The following is an 18,452-nucleotide window of genomic DNA, read 5'->3' on the forward strand; positions in this document are numbered from 1 at the left end:
GAGCGAGCCGACACCGCCTTCCACGGAAGACTCGGGCGATCCGGGGGAGCAGCATGGCCACTGGATCCGGCGGATCGGGTCCGCTCAGGAGCAACTCGACACCGTGCGGCGAGTGTCGATCCCCGGCACGGGACCGGCCCACACCGCCTGATCGGGCCAGGGCATTGTGTGCGGTGGGACGCAGGGCATAGGTCTGTGCCAGGTCTCGAATCGCGGCGCCCCGTGCGTCGAACCGCCGGATTCAGGGACCGGAGGGGCCGGATGCGGGCGCCGCCTGTTCCGGTCCGAGGTTGTCCATCGCGCACACCGGCTCGCCGGGGGCCAGCTTCATGGCGGGCTCCGCACTGATCAGCGTCACCACCACGACGCAGGAGTCCGCGGTCACGGCGGTTCCCGACAGGACGGCCATGCGTTCGTCCGCGCGCACCGTCGAGGAGCCCTGGTAGACGCCTGCGGGGCTCTGGGCGACCGCGAGATACCCAACGATTCCGTCGGTTCGTGTCGGAGACAACCACGACACCTGGACGCGCCCTTCGTAGCGCCGCCTCGTCACCTGCTGAGGTTGATACGCGGCAAGCAGCTCCGGTCCGATCGCGCCGGCGGCTTGCGGCGGCGCCGAGGTCGGTGCTGCCGCCTTCCCGGAGTTCCCGTTGCCCGCGAGCAATACGAAGGCGACGGCGACCGCGACGACCAGAAACGTTCCGGCCGCCGTCAACACCAACCACAGTCGCCGCTTCTTGGGCGGTGCGAAGGCCCAGTCTCCTGCCTCGCCCGCGGCCGAGGCGAAATCCCAGCCGAACGCCCCCGCCGGTTCGGGCTGCGGCTCGCGCGAGTCCGCATCGTCGCCTTCCGTGGAACCTTCCTCGTCGTGAGGCGGATTCACGTACGGTTCGGACGAGGAATCGTCCCAACCTGGTGACTCGTTCGCGGTCGATGCCTCGGGCGAGTCGGATGGCTCGGGAGGATCGGCACGCCCGTCCGTCTCCGACACGACGGCCGATGTCTCCGGTTCGGACTCGGACCTCGCTGATTCCGTCGGTTTCAGCGGAGTCGTGCTCGGCCATCCCGGCGGAGGTGTGAGGCTCGGCTCCGCCAGTGCCTGGTCTTCCATTCCCCGATACGCCTTCCCGTCGGGCTCCGGCGAGCCCGACTCCACGATGTGTTCGCCATCCGTCGTCACCGCCGCCTCCCGCCGGTCGCGCGCAGAGCGGACCAGACCTGGGTGGGACGCAAGCGTCGCCAAGCCCGGGTCAGCAGACTCGGGAGCCCGTCCGTGTCTCGCACCGCGGCTTCGACGGCGACGCACTGACGCCACGCGGCATCCGCGTCGGCCGCCGCTGCGGAGCGCCCGCCGTAGACCAGTTCGTTGACCAGGTCGCCGAGTTCGGGCAGTTGGTGGACGGTCGGCCCGGAGAGACGAAGCACTCCGTAGCCGGCCACCTCGCTCACGGTCAGCGTCGTGTCCGTGGGCATGCCCGCGGACACGAGTCGATCCTCGATCTGCTCCCAGGCCCCGATCACGCGATCGTAGGGATCGCGGCGGCCTCGACGCCTCCGACGCCTGATCCGCGGTGCGGCGGCCGCCAAGGCCACATGCACGATCAGCAGTGCTCCCGCAAGCACCAAGGGGATCGACCACAAGGGCGGCGCCCAGGAGTCGTTCCCGGTCGGCCGCGCACTGCTGTAATTCGCCGGGGCGCGGGGCTGGGCGGCGATCCGGGCGTCCTTCTCGCGGCGCGAGGCGTCCCCTTCCACCGCCTTGCCCTGCACCGGCTCGGGCGCGGCCTCCTGAGGGCTTCGCGGTAACGGACTCGAGTCGGTGAGCGGCCTCGGCATCGGCGAGAACGGCACCCATCCCACACCGGCGAATTCGACCTCCGGCCACGCCATCACATCACCGCTGCGCACCTGGAGCGAGCCGTCCCCTCGGTCGCTGCCGCGCGTGAAGCCGACCACCACGCGGGAGGGCAGATTGAGCGCCCGCGCCATGACCGCGAAAGCGGCGGCGAACTGCTCCGACGTTCCGGCCTTCGTCGTCTCCAGGAAGAATCGCAGGTTGCGGTAGGAGTGACCCGGCACGGCCCCTCGGTCGTACGTGTGGTTGTCGCGCAGCCAATCGGCCAGTCGCAGGGCTTGCTGATACGGGAACGTGCTGCCCTGCGTGGCGATCGTGGCCCGCTCTCGGAAGAAATCGGTGGGGGAGTCCTCCGCGCCGCCGGGGTCCCCGAGCGGCAGCGCCGTCGCGCTCCGATCGGCTGCCGCTTGAAGGTATTGCAGACGGTCCGGGTCGTACCGGGGAATGCGCGAGTCGACCTCGAAGCGAAGGCCCGGACGCAGGCCCGAGCCGGTGGCCAGCGCGCCACTGGACGGTTCGACCAGCAACTCGACGCCGGGAGCGGTCACCTGCACCGGACGATCGGCTCCCGGCAGCCACACGCCGTCCAGTTCCTGGACGGTCACGCGGTATACCGAACTTCCGCTTGATTCCGGTCTCGCGCCGCCCTCCCCGGGTACTCGACCGGCGGTCGGTCGCAAGCCGGCCGCCGGCAACCAGCTCACCCCGTCGTAGTCGTCGAGGACGGCCAGCCGCCAGCAGCCCTCGGTCGTGGTGGGGAGGAGCCCGCTCTCACCGTTGACGGTGAAGAGGGCAACGTCCGGTTCCTGCAACCACGCCGATACCCGGTCGAGTGGATTGATGCCTTGCAGCGGCGTGCCCGGTGGAGGATCCACCTTCGCGCGCAGGTCGGGGGGCCGGCGTGCGCTCGCGGATTGAAGGTGTGGACCCAGCAGACCGACCAGCACGACGATGACCACCACGACCGGGATCCCGACAGCGGTGATACGCACGGATGTTCCCGCCGTGGGGGATCGCACGAGCAGCAACAGACCGATCGACGCGGTCAGCGCCGACACGACCGCGGTGTTGCTTCCCTGCCCGCCCACCCCCAGCAACACGGGGACCACCAGGGCGAGCAGGGCGGGGGCCGCGGGAGCGGCCGACATGCGGGTACGCAGCACGATCTCCGCCCCCGCGAAGGCGGTGATCCACACGCACGCGGCCACCAACACCAGCATGTCCGGGTGTGCCGGGGCGGGCAGCACGGTGGTCAGGATCGATCGCGGCGCGTCGATCACGTCGCCGCTCATGGACCGCACCAGGGCGGGGGTGGGCAGGATGTGGGCGACGGCGCGGTCGCGGTAGAGGGTGGCGGACATGGTGAACGTCCACGCGAGGAGTGAGCAGATCAGAGAGGGCCACAGCGGTGTGCCGGTTCGCGACCCTCGTGAGTACTCCGCCGCGTTTACCGGCGTGTCCCGGGATCGTGACCCTCCCGAACACACGAGCGCCAGGATGGTGGGCACGATGGCGCACATCAGGGTGACGCCGAGGACCTCCCGCGTGCCGAAGACACGGTGAAACGCCAGTCCGACGCAGCCTGCGAGCGCGACCACCGGCAGCAGTGCCCGACGCCCTCTCGTCGGCCGCGCCGCCGTCATCTCAGGGCCTCCGCGCGCCAGGCGGCGCCGAGTTCGTCCAGGCTCGCGACATCCATGCCGACCATGCCTGCCGGCAAGGCGGTCGCGGCCGACCGGTCGGCCCCCGCTGCCACGGCTCGCACCACCACCACCCGGTCGTACCGACGCCCGACGCGACCCAACCGACTCAGGCCGGCCGCGGTGCCGGTGACCACGACCAGGGTGTCCGTGTGGCGCGATCGCTCCAAGGCGTCGAGTGCGGCGGCGAGGGTGTGTCCCGGGTCGGTCTGTACCAAGGCCAACAGATCCAGGAGCCGACCGGCGTCCCCACTGCGACCCCGGTCGTCGCCCAACGCCCCTGCTCCGGTGAGAAATCGCAGGGGAAACCGGTTGCGGGCCACCGCGCACGCCACCGACGCCGCAACGTCCACGGCGGTCTCGAACACCGAGAAGCCGCCCGCGTCGTCGTAGGCCGAAGGGTCCGTGTCCAGGACAACCGTGGTGATCGGGAGGCTCACGTCCACCATGCGGCGCACCATCATGGTCCCCATCCGCGCGGTGGACCTCCAGTGCACGCGGCGCAGATCGTCGCCGAGGACGTAATCGCGCAGCGAGTGGAACGTCAACGTGCCGTCCTGGGCGGTGTCCGACGTCGGGCCCTCCAGGTGATGGGTTCGCCCGGCGGGCAGGACCGGCAGCGGAATCGTTCGAGGCCGGACCAGCAGAGTCTCGATCTCGCCGTGGACGCGCGAGTGTCGGCCCAGCCCGAGCGGATCACCTCGGATCAAGTGCATCGGACCCACCGGCACCCGGCCTCGGGTGTGGGAAGGCAGCGGATAGCGCGCACGCACCTCTTCGCCCGGGCGTACCGGCGGCAGGGCGACGGGATAGACCGGTCGGCCGGCGACGAGGTCCTCGGCGCGCAGCCCGCGGACGGTGCGCGTGCCGGTGTTGGACAACACCACCACTCCCTCGGTCGGGTCGCCTCGGGCCACCTTGGCGGGTATCACCTCGCGGCGGGCCTGGATGGACTGTCGCGGATATGCCCAGGCCGCCGCGCCGATGACCGAGATCAGGCAGGCGGTGCCCAGGTCCAGGGCTTCCGGGTACCCGAGCCCCCAGCCCAGCCCACTCAGAAGGAGCCCGGTGCACAGCACGGCGCGGCCACTGGGCGAGAGCATCAGTCGTGGTTCCGGCTCGATGCGAGTCGAGGGACGGGTACCCGGGCCAGGGCCTCGGCCACGACGTCGGCGGCGGTGATCCCGGCCAACTCGGCGTCGGGGGTCAGCAGCAGGCGGTGGGTGAGGATCGGCGCGGCCAGGGCCTTGACGTCCTCGGGCAGCACGTGTCCCCGGCCGAGTGAGGCGGCGCGCACCCGGGCCGCGCGCACCAGGGCCACGCTGCCGCGCGGTCCGGCACCCAGTCGGGTGTGTGTGGACTCCCGGGTGGTACGGGCCAGGCTCACCGCGTAGTCCACGACGGACGCGATCGCGGTGACGCGATGCCTCGCGAGTTCGGCGAATTCCTCGATATGGCGCGCGGTGGCGATGACCGGCAGGGCGTCCACCGACGGCGCGCCGCCCATTCCGGAGGCCACCGAGACCTCGGAGAGTTGATCGGGGTATCCGAGCGAGATGCGCATCAGGAAGCGGTCGAGCTGGGCCTCGGGCAGGGGATACGTCCCGGACATGTCGATCGGATTCTGGGTCGCCACCACCATGAACGGATGAGGGACGGCGTGCGGGGTGCCGTCGACGGTGACGCGACCTTCCTCCATCACCTCCAGCATCGCGGACTGGGTCTTGGGCGAGGCACGGTTGATCTCGTCCCCGATCACGATGTGGGCGAAGATCGGGCCGGGCAGGAACTCGAACGTGCCACTGGTCTGGCGGTACATCGAGACGCCGGTGATGTCCGAGGGCAGGAGATCGGGAGTGAACTGCACACGCTGCCAGGACGCGTCCAACGTGGCCGCCAGCGCCCTGGCCAGGGTTGTCTTCCCGGTGCCCGGGACGTCTTCGACCAGGAGATGTCCGCCGGAGAGCAGGCAGGTCAGCGTCAGGTCGATGGCGTCCCGTTTGCCCACGAGCACCCGTGCGATGTTGTCGCCGAGCGCTCGGAAGCACTCCCGGAACAGTCGCAACGCCCCCTCGACGGATGCCTCGCCCTGCGTCGGGTTCGCGGTAGTGCTCACGGTGCTCCAGGTCGATTCGCGCCGCGCGGCTGACGGGACGGCACGCCCCTTGCGCCGTGCCGGCCGACATCGGGGTGCGCAACGGGTCGCGGTGAACGCCGTTCCTGCTGGTGTGGCCCGTCGCGCGGTCGCACGGGGTGAAACGCGTGCGGTGTTGCCGGTGGTCTCGACACGATGCGCGCGACCCGTCGGTCGCGGCCCCATACTGCGGGGAGCGGCCCGCGAGGTCCTAGGAAAAATCCGCCACTTGCCCGACTCGCTGACCGTTCGCGCGACCACCGACACCGGACGTCGGACGAGGAACGGCGTCGCGATCAGCGGGTCGGGTCAACAGCTCCCAGCCGATGTGGACGGTGGCCGCCAGCCCGCCGTGCTCGAGTATCGAGACGTCGACGGTCAACGGATGTGCGCGAAGGATGCGGCCGATCGCCGTGAAGCCCACGCGTTCCGCGGACCCGAGTTCGGTCGGCAGGTTGCGTGATCTCCCGGAGAGCGCCTGCTCCACGAATGTGTGCTCCTCGGCGTCCAGGCCGCCTTCGGAGTCTTCGATGATCACGACCACCCCCTCGGTGACTTCGTGGATCTCCACCGACACGGAGGTGCCGTTGGTCGAGGACTGTTCTCCGTTCGGCAGCAACTCGGCGAGGACGGTGGTGAGTGGCCCGACGGCGTGGGCGCGAACACGGACCGGAGAGCCCGCGTCCATGTAGTGCACGGGACGTGTCCGTTGTCGAGGTGCGAACCTCGCTTGTGCGTCGGCGATGACTTCCGTGAGGTCCGCGGATTGGTCGGACGAGGGTGCCTCGTTCCCGCACGCGATGGCCAGCATCGACCACCGATGCGCGATCTGCTCGTTGATCTGCTGCAGTCGTGACACGAGGGTGAGCAGGCCGGGGTCGGCGACCCGTCGCTGCGCCTTCAGCAGTGCCAGACGCATGTCCATGGACAGGCCCCAGGCATCGGCGGCGGTTTGTCGCAGGATCTCGCGAGCCGCCTTCTCGGTCGCCGCACGTTCCCCGTGTACCGCCGCCGTCACGAGGTCCATCAGCTCCCGGTGCAGCCGTTCCGGCTCGCTCTCCGCGAAATGCGGGTGCAGGACCGGCGGGATGGCTTCGTCGGGATTCGCCAGGTGGGAGAGCAGACCCGGCAGCCGTACACCGACCAGGTGCTTCGTCTCGTCCATGAGGGTGCGCAGACCGCCCTCCCGTCGGAGAGCCCTGTTCTCCGCGGTGGTCAGCGCGTCGACGGTGTGGGCGTGTTCGGCCCTGCCGATCCGCAGCGCGGTCTCCGCTCGAACGGCTCGTCGCCGGGCTCGGAACATGCAGGGCACGGTGATCGCGGCTATGGCGCTCCCGACGCACAGGAGGGCGAGGAGCGCCGTGGGTACGAGCATGGTGGGGGTCCCGATGGTGAGAGGTTCGCGGACTCGGGGCAGGTGCGTCGACGCGCCTGGTGCGGCGGTTCGATTCGGGTGGACACCACGATCGGTGGCTGTGCCCTGTACCCGTCCCGGTGTGGACGGGGCTGGAGTCCGGGTGTGGACGTGACGAAGGTCGGTGGATCGATCAACCGGCGACTTCCGCGTCCTCGCGCGCCGGGGCGAGGAGGTCCACCAGGGACTCGCCGTGTTCGACGCCGCATTCCCCGACCACCTCGCCGATGGTCTGCGCGTCGCGGATCGGCGCGAATCGCACCCGACCGCGGTCGTCGACCCGGTATCCGTAGACGGCGGGACGTGGCAGGGAGTTGTAGGAGAAGTGTGTGGAGAAGTAGTAGGCGCCGGTATCGTAGAGCGCCACCACGTCACCGGGTTCCAGCAGCGGCAACGGCCGTGCCGCGGCCGTCAGATCGCCCGCGAAACAGCACGGACCCGCGATGTCCTGGATGACCGGAGGACCTTCCTTGGGCCGGCCGCTCGGGTCGAAGGCGCCCACCCGCAGCGGCCACGCGCTCGGCATGAACACGGTGCGGGTGGCGACCTGGGCGCCGGCGTGGGTGACCGCTATCGCCCGGCCACCCGAAGACTTGGTGTATTCCACCAGGCTCGCCACGGTGCCGCTCTTGGCCACCAGCGAACGCCCGAACTCGGTGATCAGTTCGTAGCGCCCGTCGAAGAGCCCGGGCACCTGCGCGCGAAGCACTCCGACGTAGTCCGCGTACGTGGGCTTGACCTCGTCGTCGGCGAAGTTGACCGGCAGACCGCCACCGATGTCCAGACAGCGCACCTGCCGCCGCCCCAGCACCGTGTTGATGTGCTCCGCGAGCTTGTAGGTGGCCCTGATGCCCGCCGCGATCAGCTCCAACGGACAACCCTGCGAGCCGACATGCGCGTGCAGCCGGGTCAGCCAGGGTCGTTGCGCGAAGGCGGCGACGATCGCGTTGACCGCACCGGGGTCACCCAGCGCGATGCCGAACTTCGACGTCTGGGTCGCCGTGCTCATCGCTGCGATACTGCCCGTGCCGACCTGGGGGTTGACCCGCAGGCCGATCGGGGCCGAGCCGGCGCCTTCGGCCCTCAGCGCGTCCACCCGCTCCAGTTCCTGGAAGCTGTCGAGGTTGATCGCGATCCCTCGGGAGAGCGCGAAGCGCAGTTCCGCGACGGTCTTGGCGGGACTGTCCAGGACCAGCCGTTCGGGCGGGAAGCCTGCGGCGAGGGCCAGTTCGAGTTCGCCCGGACTCGCCACCTCGCATCCCATTCCCGCCTGCGCCAGCAACCGCAGGACGGGCACCAGACTGCACGCCTTGGCCGCGAACGTATGCAGCACCGGTGCTGGTTCGAAGGCCGTGCGCAGCTCGTCGACGGAGGCCAGAACCCCGTCGACGTCGAGGAGACCGATCAGGGGGGCGTGTGCACCGAGCAGGCCCACGCGAACGGCCTGCCCCAGGGCCATGTCTCGGGAGGTCGGTCGCAAGCGGGTGGGGCCGGAAGTCATGTGCCGTGCACCTCGAACCTGGGATCAGTGGAAGCAGTCGGGTGGCGGGACTCGATGTGAACGATCGTGGCCGAGCCCATCGACGGTGTCGACCGCCAATCCCGACTGCCGTGTCCTCCAGCTTCGAGCCCCCGGGAACCGACGTCATCACCCCGCGGCATCAAAGCGGACGACGGCGGGCAGCGTCCCGCTCAACAAAACGATCTTGTGACCGGTGGTCAAAGGCGACGGTCCAGCCGCAGGCCGAGCTCGGCGAGCAGCCGTCCGGCGGGATCGGTCAGGTCCACGCCGAACAGCTCGTTCGCCCGGCGGAGTCGGTATCGAAGCGTGTTCCTGGTGATGTGCAGTCGTTCGGCGGCTCGCGCGGTGTCCCCGAATGCCTCCAGGTACGTCAGTATCGTCGCGCCGTACTGCGATCCGTGGCCGCGATCGTGATTCAGCATCGTGTGCACCGGGCTCGTGGCGGACTCCCACACCGGTTTCATCCGCTCGAGCGCCCGCAGCAGGGTCGCTTCGACCACCACGTCGTCGGCCATGACGAATGCCGAGATGGGCACGGTGGAGCCGGTCTCCGGCCGTCCCCGAAGCACCCGCAGGGCGACCTCGGCGCCGGCTCGTGCCGTCGGCAGATCCAAGAGGTTCCCCGCGACGGGGCCGACACCCGCGAACACCGCGCAGGTGGGGAACGACTCCGCAGTCGAGATCAGTTGTCGTGCCCTGGCGTCGACGGCGTCGGTATCGACCGGAGCAACGACGAACAGCCGCCGACCCGTACGCGTGGTGCAGACGTCGCGACCCGAGGCCGTCGCCCGCAACGTCATCACGTCCAGCAGCCGCCGTTCGGAGGGGCGCACCGGCACGCGGTCGGCGACCGAGCCGCCCGAGTGGAGCGCGGCCGGATCCGGGGGCGCGTTGGGCGGGCGACGCTCGTGCACCTCGGCCACGATCACGGAGTAGGAGCGGTCCACGTCCAACCCCAAGACCCGAGCGGCCCCATCGACGTCCGGCCGACGCAGGGCCTCGGCCCCGTCGAGCAGGGCACCCAGAGCCCGCTCGCGCCGACGCTGCTGTGGCCGCCCCTGGGTGCGGTGATGTACCAGGTGAGGTGCCGCGGCGCGGGCAGCGAGCCGCAACGCGGAACCGGCGCCCTCGGGGAGCGCACGACCGTCCGAGGCCACCCAGATCGAGCCCAGCACATGGGCACCGTCGCGTACCGCGATCACGAGCCGTTCGGCGAAACGATCGTCCGCGGGCAGTCGCACGACGTCGTCGGTCGCCCACAAGGTTCGAAAGAACCCGCTCCGGCGCAGCTCCGCCACCCGCCACGCGGGCACTCGTTGTCCCAGGATGGTCAACCGCCGCAGTGGATCGGGCTCCCGGTCCATGCGCGAGTAGGCGAGGACGCGAGACTGCGGGTCCTCGATGGTGATCGCTCCGCCCACCATGTCGGCCACGACGTTCGCAAGCCCCGACAGGTCCCCGGTGGGGAGTTCGTCGACGGCCTCCAATCCGCTCACGGCGGCGTACGCCAGTGAAGTCTTCAGCAGACCGAGCACCTGCGCCCAATCCCAATCCGGGCCCCGCGTCAGCACGACCGGCATCGGCAACTCGCCTACGTTTGCCTCCCGTTCGGTTGCCGCGAGCAGCGTGGCGGCGAGTGGTGCCGGCCCACCCCGCAACACGACCGCCGCGGCGCCCGCGCGTCGAGCCGCGGCCAGAACGGTCACCGCGTCCGACGACGCCGCGTGCACACCGACCGCGAGCAGGACCTGATCGCGCCCTCGGCCGTTCCCCTCACCGTAGTCGTCCTCGGGGTCGAACAACTCCACGCCCGAAACCGGCACATCGGTGCCCTGCGGGGCGTACACCACCTCCAGTACTTCGTCACCGACCAGTGCGAGCACGCCATCGAGTGTGACGGAGGCGAGGGAATACCCGGCTTCGTCCATGACGATCCTCCTCATTGTCTTTCAAGGTCGGCGACCGCGCTTCCGAGCCCGGGCGCACGGCCGACGGCCACGGCGACGCGCGTCTGTCGTGTCTGTCCAAGCCGTGCCGTCCCTTTGGACCGAATCATGGTGCGCACCCATCAGCGCTTCGTACTCGACCATGTGTGTCCGGTGACCGAACGGTGCTTGTGTGGGTGTGGTGCCATCGATCGGTATCAGTGGGGATGCCGCGTGGTTTCGAGCGGCTGTCCGCCTTTCCGGGTGCCGCTCATACAGTTCGGAGTGGTCACGGTGCGCGCATTCGACAGTTCCGACCCTCTGCCTCGTCGGCTCCTGCTGGACCCGGCGATGGTCGAGGCGTGTGCGGCACGGGACATCGGGGCGGTGTTCCGACTGGCCAAGGGCGTGGGCCTCTATCACAGCCGCATCGCCAGGCTGTGCGAGATGACGCCCAGTCGGGTGGCGGACTACGTCGAGGGGCGGGTGTGCGCACAGCGGCACGCGGTGTTGGAGCGGGTCGCCGACGGCTTGCGTATCCCCGGAGGCATGTTGGGCCTGGCGCCGCGCGACTGGGAGTCGTCGTGGGCGAGCGAGGCGTCCGCGGCGGACACTTCGTATGCTGTCCCACCGTCGCCCGAACCGGAGACCGGTTCCGGGCTCGGGCCGACGGGTCGGACGGACGAGACGAACGAGGGCTCGGGGTCCGGCATCGCGGAGGGCTTGAACCCCCGGAGCAGGACGGTGCGACTGGGGCTGTTGACCGAGGCGGTGATCGAGACCTCGCGTGATATCGACATCGACATCGACACCGAGGGGCGATCCGTCGTCCGCGTGCGGCAGAACGTGCACAATCTCGGCGCCGGACCGTTGACGCGCCTGCACCACGAACTCTGGTTCGAGCGTACGCTCGGCGGCCTCGACATCCGACTGTCGGACGAGCCGGGTTCGGGCGAAGGGCAACAGGTGACGCGCCTTCACGACACGAGCACGCTGAGCAAGTTCGCCGTGTGCCTGCCGGAACCGGTGGCCCCGGGAGGGACGGTGCGCATCGAGTACACGTGTACGGGTGGGTTGTTCACCGACAATCTCTTCTGGCGACAGTCGTTCGCGCGCCCGACGGAACGCTTGCGCGTGCGGGTCCGTCATCAGGGGCTGGGGCGGATCGTGGGTTGCGCCGCGGTGGAGGAGCACTGTGACGGCACCGAGACCCCCGTGCAAACGAGGGTCGGCTGGACGGGCGACACGATGGAGCTGGATGTGATCCGCAGTCACCTGTTGCCGGGGCAGGCGGTCGCACTGCGATGGCGTGCGGGCGCTCGCACGCCAAGCTGAGTCGTCCCGGGCCCGGGGAGGCGACGGCCGCGGGCGGGTTCTCCGTGAGGCGTCGTCTCGAAGCGCCGCGCGGGCGATGAACACCACGTCGTGATCATGGCCGTCTCCCGAGCCGGCTCCCTTGGATAAACACGCCAGGCAGCCCCCACACGCCGGCCGGGCCCTTCGTGGTCGCGACCGGGCGTCGCGATCGCGCACCCTCTTGACGAGGCCGGAATACCGAAATACCTATTGCTCCATGAGAGAACCCTTTCCTCCGGTGATAGACCGTTTCCTTCACGAGGCGAACCCCGCCGTTGTCGGCACCGTTCGCCCCGACGGGTCCCCGGCGACCACACCCACCTGGTACGGCTGGGAAGGCGACCACCTGCTCCTCAGCATGACGACCACCAGTCCGCGAACCCGCAACGTCCGCCTGCAGCCCAGGATTTCCCTGACCGTCCTGGCTGAGAGCTGGTACGACCACGTCACGCTCTACGGGACCGTGCTGGGGTTGCGCGACGACCCGGAGCTGCGCGATCTCGACACTCTCTCCCACCGCTACTTCGGCCACGCTTATCCCAAGCGTGGTCTCTCCTGCGTGAGCGCGATCGTCGAGATCGAGCGATGGCATGCGTGGGGGAGCCCCGGCGGTGATCGATGACGCCGGGTGGTCGAAAGGTCCGTCCCCGCGCGGATCGAAGAATATGGTCCCACTATCCACGCATCGGATGGGGAGGCTATCCGGACGCTCGGCAAGGCGGTACCACGCCGGAGCCGAATCGGTACGCGCGGCAATCCCGGCGGCGATGAGAAAACCCCCGTGGTTCGCCGGCGAAAATGTGGCCCCTGATCGTTTCGGAAGTGGCGTCCTTGTCGCATTCGGTTTTCGCTGACGGTAACGTGATCTCCGGGCGCCCCTCGCTTACGGTCATTCGCCCCCGGAGCAAAAGGATTCTGACAATGGCTCGACGCGTGGTCACCCTCTACACGGACGACATCACCGGTGCCGAGGGGAAGGACGTTTCGACGCACTCCTTCAGCCTGGATGGCGTCAGCTACGAGATCGACCTCGGGAATGACAGCTATCAAAGGCTGCTGGACGCCCTCGGGCCGTACTTCGGTGCCGGACGCAAGACCGGCTCGACCCGGCGTGCGGGCGTGCGGAACCCGAAGGCCGAGCGGGGGCCGAGTCCCGCCCGGGTACGGGCGTGGGCTGCGGCCCAGGGCATCGAAGTCAGTGCCCGAGGTCGGATCTCCGGTGACGTGGTGGCGAAGTACCAAGCCGCCCACTGATCCGCGAGCCGTCCCCCGTGCCGGGAAAAGCGGACGGCGGGGGCGTGGCGGACATGCGTGTCGTCCACGCCCCCGCCGTCCGGCGGGATCGGGACCTGTCGAACGCGCGGAGAGCTTCGTGTCCAACGCCTGTCGCGATCGGCCGCTTCTCTCCGCGGGAAAGCAATTCGACGACGCGGCACGCAGGATGAGGCGACACACAACACAATGCGTCACGGATACTTTGCTCCGAGCATCGGCGGGGCCGGATGGATTCACCGATAAGATGGTGCGGCGCCCACGTGTGCGACCGATTTCGAGATTGCGAACCCGACTCGTTCCCCCAATGCGCACCCGACGTCCTCGGGTGGCTCGGGCTGCGCCTTACCGCAGTACCTGCGGACCGCGCCTCAGTTCTCGGCCTCCAGTGCCGGGAGCGATTCGTCACGCGTCGGGGGGACGGCCCCGACGGCGCGGACGAACTCGCCCTGCAATCGGTTCCCGGCGACCACGAACGCCTCCAACGCCCTGTCCAATAGGGGATTTCGATTGGCGGTCCGGTACAGGGCCGCCACTCGGCGCATGGAGGGCTGGTAGGTCAGGGGGAGGCCGACCAGGCCCGGCCGTGGGTGGTAGGCCATGCCCGGAACCAGGGCCACACCGGCGCCGGCGACGACCAGGCCCTGGACGACGTCGTAGTCGCCGCTGCGAAAGGTGACCTTGGGCGCGAATCGGTGGGCGGCGCACACTCGGGCCAGGGAGATGGCTCCCGGGGTGCCCTTCCGGCTCGCGATCCACCGTTCCTCGGCCAGATCCTCGAAACGGACCTTGCCGTCGTTGATCGCGGGGTGTCCGTCGGGCAGCAGGACGGTCAGTGTTTCCTCGACGAGCGGGAGCACTGTCATCTCGGCGGGCCACACCTGTGGCACCAGGTCGTAAACGAAGACCAGGGCCAGGTCGAGCACGCCCTTCTGTAACTGGGGGAGCAGGTCGTCCGGTTCGGCTTCGTCCAGGAGGATCTCGGCGCCGGGATGAGACCGTGTCAGTTCGGCGATGGCGTGCGGGACGAGGCGTTCACTGGCGGTGGGAAACGTCCCCAGGCGCAGTCTGCTGCCTCGGCCCCGGACGACGTCACGGATGTCGCGTTCCAGGATGTCCAGGACGGTGACCGCGTCTTGGGCGCTGTCGGCGATGCTCAGGGCCACTCCGGTGGCTCTGATGCCGTGCGCTTCGCGTTCGAACAGCATTGCCCCGATGCTGCGTTCGAGTGTCGCGATCTGTTGGGAGATGGCGGACGCGGTGTAGCCGGTGGTGCGGGCCGCGCCGGCGAACGAACCGGTGCGCACGACCTCGACGAGGATGCGCAGGTGCAGGGGGTTGAGCATCAGATTTTTGTCGGTCCCACTCGAGAGGCTTCGCCGTCGGTCCGGCCTTGACACGCGGTTTGGAGCGCGTTGCCCCGCCGTGGAGTTGCCGGGGCAAGGTCGAGAGATCTCTTGGTCCACACGCTTCGTGTCCCGGGTGTGCATGCATCCCCTGGACGTCGCGTCGTGTGGACGGCCTCTATGCCTTCAAGGGGGTGGGGAGGGCGTCGACCGGTCCCACCGTCGTGATGTCTTCCGGCCGTGGTCCGATCCGGGTGTTCGACGCCAATGTGGTGACAGACTCGCCATTGAGCCTGCCGCCCTGATGAGTGACGGTCACTTGGTTCCTCCGAGAATGAGGCTCGGGCGCGGTTGCCCGGCCGAATGCTCGGGGTCTGTACACAACTCGACGACGCTGTCGAACGACAGGCCCCGAAAGCCGGTTCGCCACCACTGCGGCTTTCCGGAGGGGCCGACCAACCCCGTCGCACCATCCTGCGCTCGCGGGTGGCCGTTGCCTAGCGTTCCAGGTAGCGAGCCCTTGGGTGTGGGGCCGACAACTTCGAGGCCTGGTCGTGCCGATGACCCCACGCGCACCTGGTCGCGGTGACGCGATTCTCGCGGCGTGGAGGGTACTTGTGGCAACTCGGGGGCATACGTCGCGAGTCCCCGGCCGAGGTCGCCGTACGTTCGTCGACACACGTGACGCGGGCCGGGTTCCGGTTTGCGGATGGTCTGCCGGAACCCGACGGCGCGTTTTCTCAGAGACCGGTCGTGCGGGGTCAGGCGGAGGTTCCGTTGGAGCCGCGGCGACGAATGCCGCGCACTGTCAGGCTTGCTCCCACCCCGACGAGTACCGCCGCCCCGGCGAGGATGGCGGGGGTGTTGCCGCTGCCGCTGCCGGTCTCGGCCAACTCGGGTTTCTTGGAGGTCGCGGGCGGCGTCGGCACGGTCGTGCCGCCGCCGGTCGTCGACGCCGTCTCGCAGTCCCGGGTTCCCTCGAACTCTTTGATGGTGTCGCCCTTCTCGTTCTTGACGACGATCTTGTAGGCGGTGTCTTCGGCGACCTTGACGACCTCCGTGACCGACTCGCCGGGCTTCACCGAGATCTGCTTGTCTCCGACGCTGCCTTTGAAGGACTGGTCTCCCTTGTTCGAGACGACCACTTCGACGCCCCCGACCTCGCACCGCTCCTTCGCGTTGACGGCGGGCGCCGCGCCCTTGGCCGTCCACGTGGCCGTCGCCGTGTCGTCGACCTTGATGTCCCGCTGCCCTACCGCGATCACCAGTTGTCCGGGCTTGAGCCCCTTGAACACCCGGCCGGCCTCGACGCTCGCGCTGCCGGAGACCTTGATCGTCGCTTCGCCCCGGTCGGAGCCTTCGGCCGGGGCGACCCATACCTTGTCCCCGTCGCCGACCTTGGTGGAGGCGGCTCCGTCCTTGTCCACGAGCTTCGCTCCCGTAGTCCCGCTCACTTCGGTGGCGATCGTCTTGCCGGCGGCTGTGGTGGTCACCGTGAAGGGGCCGATGCCAGGCTTGTCGGCGGGGCTGCCGCTGAGTTGCTCGGGGGCGATCTTCAGGGAGATCTTCGGTTCGGCACCGTCGTCGGCCGTCGCGCTCCTGACGAGGTAGTCGTACAGCTTCTTGACGTCCTCGTTCTTCTCTTTGGCGTTGTCGATCTCTGCGCCGTCGCTGAAATGCCAGATCGCGGCCTGGGTGGCGGCCCCGGCCTCACCGGCGTCCAGGCCCGCGATCCCGGCGGCGTCCTTGAGCTGCTGCAGGGTTCTCGTCGGGAAGGAGTTGCCGAGGATCCACTTGAGCTTGGCCTTGTTGACGGCCGGAACGTCCCTGTCCGCGAGCCAGGTTCCCTCCCACGCGGACTCCTGGTACTTGTCGGTGACGTCGTGCAGCAGGTCGACGCAGTAGACCTTGATGACCTCCCCGCCCTCGAGCTTGAGGTTCATGTAGCCCATGGGGAGCGTGCGGTTCATGTCCGGATGCGGTCCCTTGACCGAGACCAGGACGGTTTGGTCGGCTCCGAAGCCGTCGAGCACTCCGCTGACACCGTCGGCTTGCGCCGTGCCCGCGAAGCCGATCGCGCCGGTCAGACCTATCGCCGCGGTCAACGCCGACAGACGAGCGACGCTTCGCCCGGGTACTCGGAACATGTGGGGATCCCCTCGATGAACGCCGATACGAATCGACTCGTGCCGGCATCGCGCCCCGCGCGGCGGCCCCGAGTCAACAATGGCTTGATCGTAGGAGGCCCCGCCCGGATTTTCGCAACCCGAAGATCTTTGTTTCGTGATCTTTACATCCGTGGAGATCCCGAGTGGTGATGAATGTGCGGACGGTAACGGAAATCCAGAAGCCGAAAGTCACCTCGGGAGTGGAGTGATCCGGAAGTCGCCGAGCGACGGGATCTAGGCCACTTGGCCGATGGTTTTCGAGCTTGTGATAGGAAATGCTCGACCGGCCGGGTATACACTTTTTTCGAGGGGTTCGCCGTGCGTGCGCCGGACGCGGAAGCGGATCGGAATCCCGACGTGGAACCGTCGTATGAACAGGCGTCGGGCGACGTCGGGAACCGTCGTTCTCGATTTTTGTCGATCAGGCGGGCAAGGGCGGGCCGAGCACGGAATGCCGGATGACGACGGGAGCGTCGCGGTGGTTCGTGGGTTCCGGCACCTTCGATTCGAGGTGTCGAAACTCCTTCGTTCGGGCGACCAGGAGATCGACGGCGTGCCGCGGGTTCACGGCGTCGCGGATTTCGCGCGCGCCACCGCCGCGGGTGAGCAGGTCCCCGGTGGCGCCGCGCACGAACGCGAGGTCCCCTGCGGCGGAGAGTTCGGGGGCCAGATCCTCGATCAGTCTCCAGATGGTGGTGCGCGCGGATTCGGCGGTCATCGTCGTCGGATCGACGAGCAGGCCGTCGAGTCCCGAGCGCGCGGCGCGCCAGGTGGCCGCACGCAACCACACCTCCGGACAGCTCGGCAGCGTCCGTTTGCTCTCGGCCGCCGCGATGCCGCGGCGGACCAACGCTCGGAAGACGGCGGCGATGAGCACCGACGTGTTCACGTCCGGACACGCGTCGCAGATGCGCATCTCGATGGTGGGGGCGTGCGCGGACAGGCGCAGGTCTTGGTAGTACATGCCGGTGTCGCTGATCACCCCCGAGCGCACGAGGCCCTCCACCAGGGCGTCGTATTCGCGGGCGGAGCGAAAGCCGGTGGCCGGGCCCGCCGAAGGCCAGCGCTGCCACAACATGTTCCGCCAACTCGCGTAGCCGGTGTCCTGGCCGAGCCAGTAGGGCGAACTCGCGGACAGGGCGAGCAGCGTGGGCAGGTGAGGGGAGATCCAGGCCATCGCGCGGGCGGCGATGTCGCGGTCGTCGACCTGGACGTGCACGTGCAGTCCGCAGATGACCTGCTCCTGGTCGACGCGTGCGTAGTCCCGGGTGATCGCGGCGTATCGGTCGCCCGCGCTCCGCGTGGAGTCGTCCAGGTCGGCGACCGGTGCGGTACCGGACGCGATGACGGCCACGCCCGCCCGTTCGGCGGTCTCCGCCAAGAGTGTGCGGGAGGCGATCAGGTCCGCGCGCAGGTCGGCCATGCTCGCGTGCGGGCGGCTGTTCGTCTCGATCGAGGTTTCCTTGGCCTCACGGGTGAAGACGTCCGCCGGGAGCTTGGCGAGCAGTTCCGTCGCGGCCGGGCTCAGGCGCCGGGTACGTCGGTCGACGATGTGGAATTCCTCTTCGACACCCACAGTCTGAATCGACATTGGTCTCCCTGGATTGATGTGGTCCGGATCGAGGCGCGCGACGACCTTCTGTGAAGTCGACGACTTCGGTTTCCTATCCGATCTGCGTCATCGTGCCGCCGGATCAAGGACGAGTGGAAGCGGATCACATGAAGCGCTGTTCGCGATCATTGTTTTCGGAAGACTCGGG

Annotated in this window: 13 protein-coding genes; 3 read left to right on the top strand and 10 right to left on the bottom strand. The window is 68.9% G+C overall.

All coding sequences use genetic code 11. The features are described 5' to 3' along the window. Positions 1–241: 241 nt before the first annotated feature. The 7 genes from ACWCPW_RS14870 to ACWCPW_RS14900 all read right to left on the bottom strand — a co-directional run bounded on the left by ACWCPW_RS14870 (position 242) and on the right by ACWCPW_RS14900 (position 10,553). Positions 242–883 (bottom strand): hypothetical protein, encoded by a 642-nt coding sequence (locus ACWCPW_RS14870; RefSeq protein WP_449761920.1) that lies wholly within the window; start codon positions 881–883, stop codon positions 242–244. A gap of 293 nt (positions 884–1,176) precedes the next feature. After that, positions 1,177–3,498: a DUF3488 and transglutaminase-like domain-containing protein gene (locus ACWCPW_RS14875; protein ID WP_449761921.1), complete on the bottom strand. Its 2,322-nt coding sequence runs from the start codon at positions 3,496–3,498 to the stop codon at positions 1,177–1,179. Continuing rightward, a complete protein-coding gene (locus ACWCPW_RS14880; RefSeq protein WP_449761922.1) occupies positions 3,495–4,658 on the bottom strand; it encodes a DUF58 domain-containing protein in 1,164 nt (387 codons plus the stop codon). The genes ACWCPW_RS14875 and ACWCPW_RS14880 overlap by 4 nt, the downstream gene beginning before the upstream one ends. Beyond that, on the bottom strand, positions 4,658–5,671 hold the full coding sequence (locus tag ACWCPW_RS14885) for an AAA family ATPase (RefSeq protein ID WP_449761923.1): 1,014 nt from the start codon (positions 5,669–5,671) through the stop codon (positions 4,658–4,660). The genes ACWCPW_RS14880 and ACWCPW_RS14885 overlap by 1 nt, the downstream gene beginning before the upstream one ends. A 229-nt stretch (positions 5,672–5,900) precedes the next feature. After that, positions 5,901–7,064 carry an ATP-binding protein gene (locus tag ACWCPW_RS14890; RefSeq protein ID WP_449761924.1) on the bottom strand — a complete coding sequence of 388 codons (1,164 nt, stop codon included), beginning with the start codon at positions 7,062–7,064 and terminating at the stop codon, positions 5,901–5,903. Positions 7,065–7,236: 172 nt separating this feature from the next. Then, on the bottom strand, positions 7,237–8,604 hold the full coding sequence (locus tag ACWCPW_RS14895; RefSeq protein ID WP_449761925.1) for a diaminopimelate decarboxylase: 1,368 nt from the start codon (positions 8,602–8,604) through the stop codon (positions 7,237–7,239). Positions 8,605–8,822: 218 nt separating this feature from the next. Continuing rightward, the gene (locus ACWCPW_RS14900) at positions 8,823–10,553 is read right to left on the bottom strand and encodes a PucR family transcriptional regulator (protein WP_449761926.1); all 1,731 of its coding nucleotides are present in this window, start codon (positions 10,551–10,553) and stop codon (positions 8,823–8,825) included. Between the two features lie 291 nt (positions 10,554–10,844). Between ACWCPW_RS14900 and ACWCPW_RS14905 the strand changes: the two genes are divergently transcribed. The 3 genes from ACWCPW_RS14905 to ACWCPW_RS14915 all read left to right on the top strand — a co-directional run bounded on the left by ACWCPW_RS14905 (position 10,845) and on the right by ACWCPW_RS14915 (position 13,160). Next, on the top strand, positions 10,845–11,885 hold the full coding sequence (locus tag ACWCPW_RS14905) for a hypothetical protein (RefSeq protein WP_449761927.1): 1,041 nt from the start codon (positions 10,845–10,847) through the stop codon (positions 11,883–11,885). Positions 11,886–12,144: 259 nt separating this feature from the next. Continuing rightward, on the top strand, positions 12,145–12,528 hold the full coding sequence (locus ACWCPW_RS14910; RefSeq protein ID WP_449761928.1) for a TIGR03618 family F420-dependent PPOX class oxidoreductase: 384 nt from the start codon (positions 12,145–12,147) through the stop codon (positions 12,526–12,528). Between the two features lie 299 nt (positions 12,529–12,827). Continuing rightward, positions 12,828–13,160: a histone-like nucleoid-structuring protein Lsr2 gene (locus ACWCPW_RS14915; protein ID WP_449761929.1), complete on the top strand. Its 333-nt coding sequence runs from the start codon at positions 12,828–12,830 to the stop codon at positions 13,158–13,160. Positions 13,161–13,549: 389 nt separating this feature from the next. Here the strand turns inward: ACWCPW_RS14915 and ACWCPW_RS14920 are convergent, their stop codons facing one another. From ACWCPW_RS14920 to ACWCPW_RS14930, 3 genes are all read right to left on the bottom strand, one after another. Beyond that, on the bottom strand, positions 13,550–14,524 hold the full coding sequence (locus ACWCPW_RS14920) for a LysR family transcriptional regulator (protein WP_449761930.1): 975 nt from the start codon (positions 14,522–14,524) through the stop codon (positions 13,550–13,552). A 761-nt stretch (positions 14,525–15,285) separates the two neighbouring features. Continuing rightward, complete coding sequence (locus tag ACWCPW_RS14925; protein WP_449761931.1) at positions 15,286–16,671, bottom strand: thioester domain-containing protein; 1,386 nt, start codon at positions 16,669–16,671, stop codon at positions 15,286–15,288. Between the two features lie 442 nt (positions 16,672–17,113). Further along, positions 17,114–18,283 carry a carboxylate-amine ligase gene (locus ACWCPW_RS14930; RefSeq protein WP_449761932.1) on the bottom strand — a complete coding sequence of 390 codons (1,170 nt, stop codon included), beginning with the start codon at positions 18,281–18,283 and terminating at the stop codon, positions 17,114–17,116. Positions 18,284–18,452 lie beyond the last annotated feature (169 nt).

Source organism: Embleya sp. NPDC001921 (assembly GCF_053594475.1).

Bases quoted from the DNA above. Each gene is read 5' to 3' on its own strand.
- ACWCPW_RS14875 (WP_449761921.1), bottom strand. From the start codon at position 3,498: ATGACGGCGGCGCGGCCGACGAGAGGGCGTCGGGCACTGCTGCCGGTG.
- ACWCPW_RS14880 (WP_449761922.1), bottom strand. From the start codon at position 4,658: ATGCTCTCGCCCAGTGGCCGCGCCGTGCTGTGCACCGGGCTCCTTCTG.
- ACWCPW_RS14890 (WP_449761924.1), bottom strand. From the start codon at position 7,064: ATGCTCGTACCCACGGCGCTCCTCGCCCTCCTGTGCGTCGGGAGCGCC.
- ACWCPW_RS14895 (WP_449761925.1), bottom strand. From the start codon at position 8,604: ATGACTTCCGGCCCCACCCGCTTGCGACCGACCTCCCGAGACATGGCC.
- ACWCPW_RS14900 (WP_449761926.1), bottom strand. From the start codon at position 10,553: ATGGACGAAGCCGGGTATTCCCTCGCCTCCGTCACACTCGATGGCGTG.
- ACWCPW_RS14915 (WP_449761929.1), top strand. From the start codon at position 12,828: ATGGCTCGACGCGTGGTCACCCTCTACACGGACGACATCACCGGTGCC.
- ACWCPW_RS14920 (WP_449761930.1), bottom strand. From the start codon at position 14,524: ATGCTCAACCCCCTGCACCTGCGCATCCTCGTCGAGGTCGTGCGCACC.
- ACWCPW_RS14925 (WP_449761931.1), bottom strand. From the start codon at position 16,671: ATGTTCCGAGTACCCGGGCGAAGCGTCGCTCGTCTGTCGGCGTTGACC.
- ACWCPW_RS14930 (WP_449761932.1), bottom strand. From the start codon at position 18,283: ATGTCGATTCAGACTGTGGGTGTCGAAGAGGAATTCCACATCGTCGAC.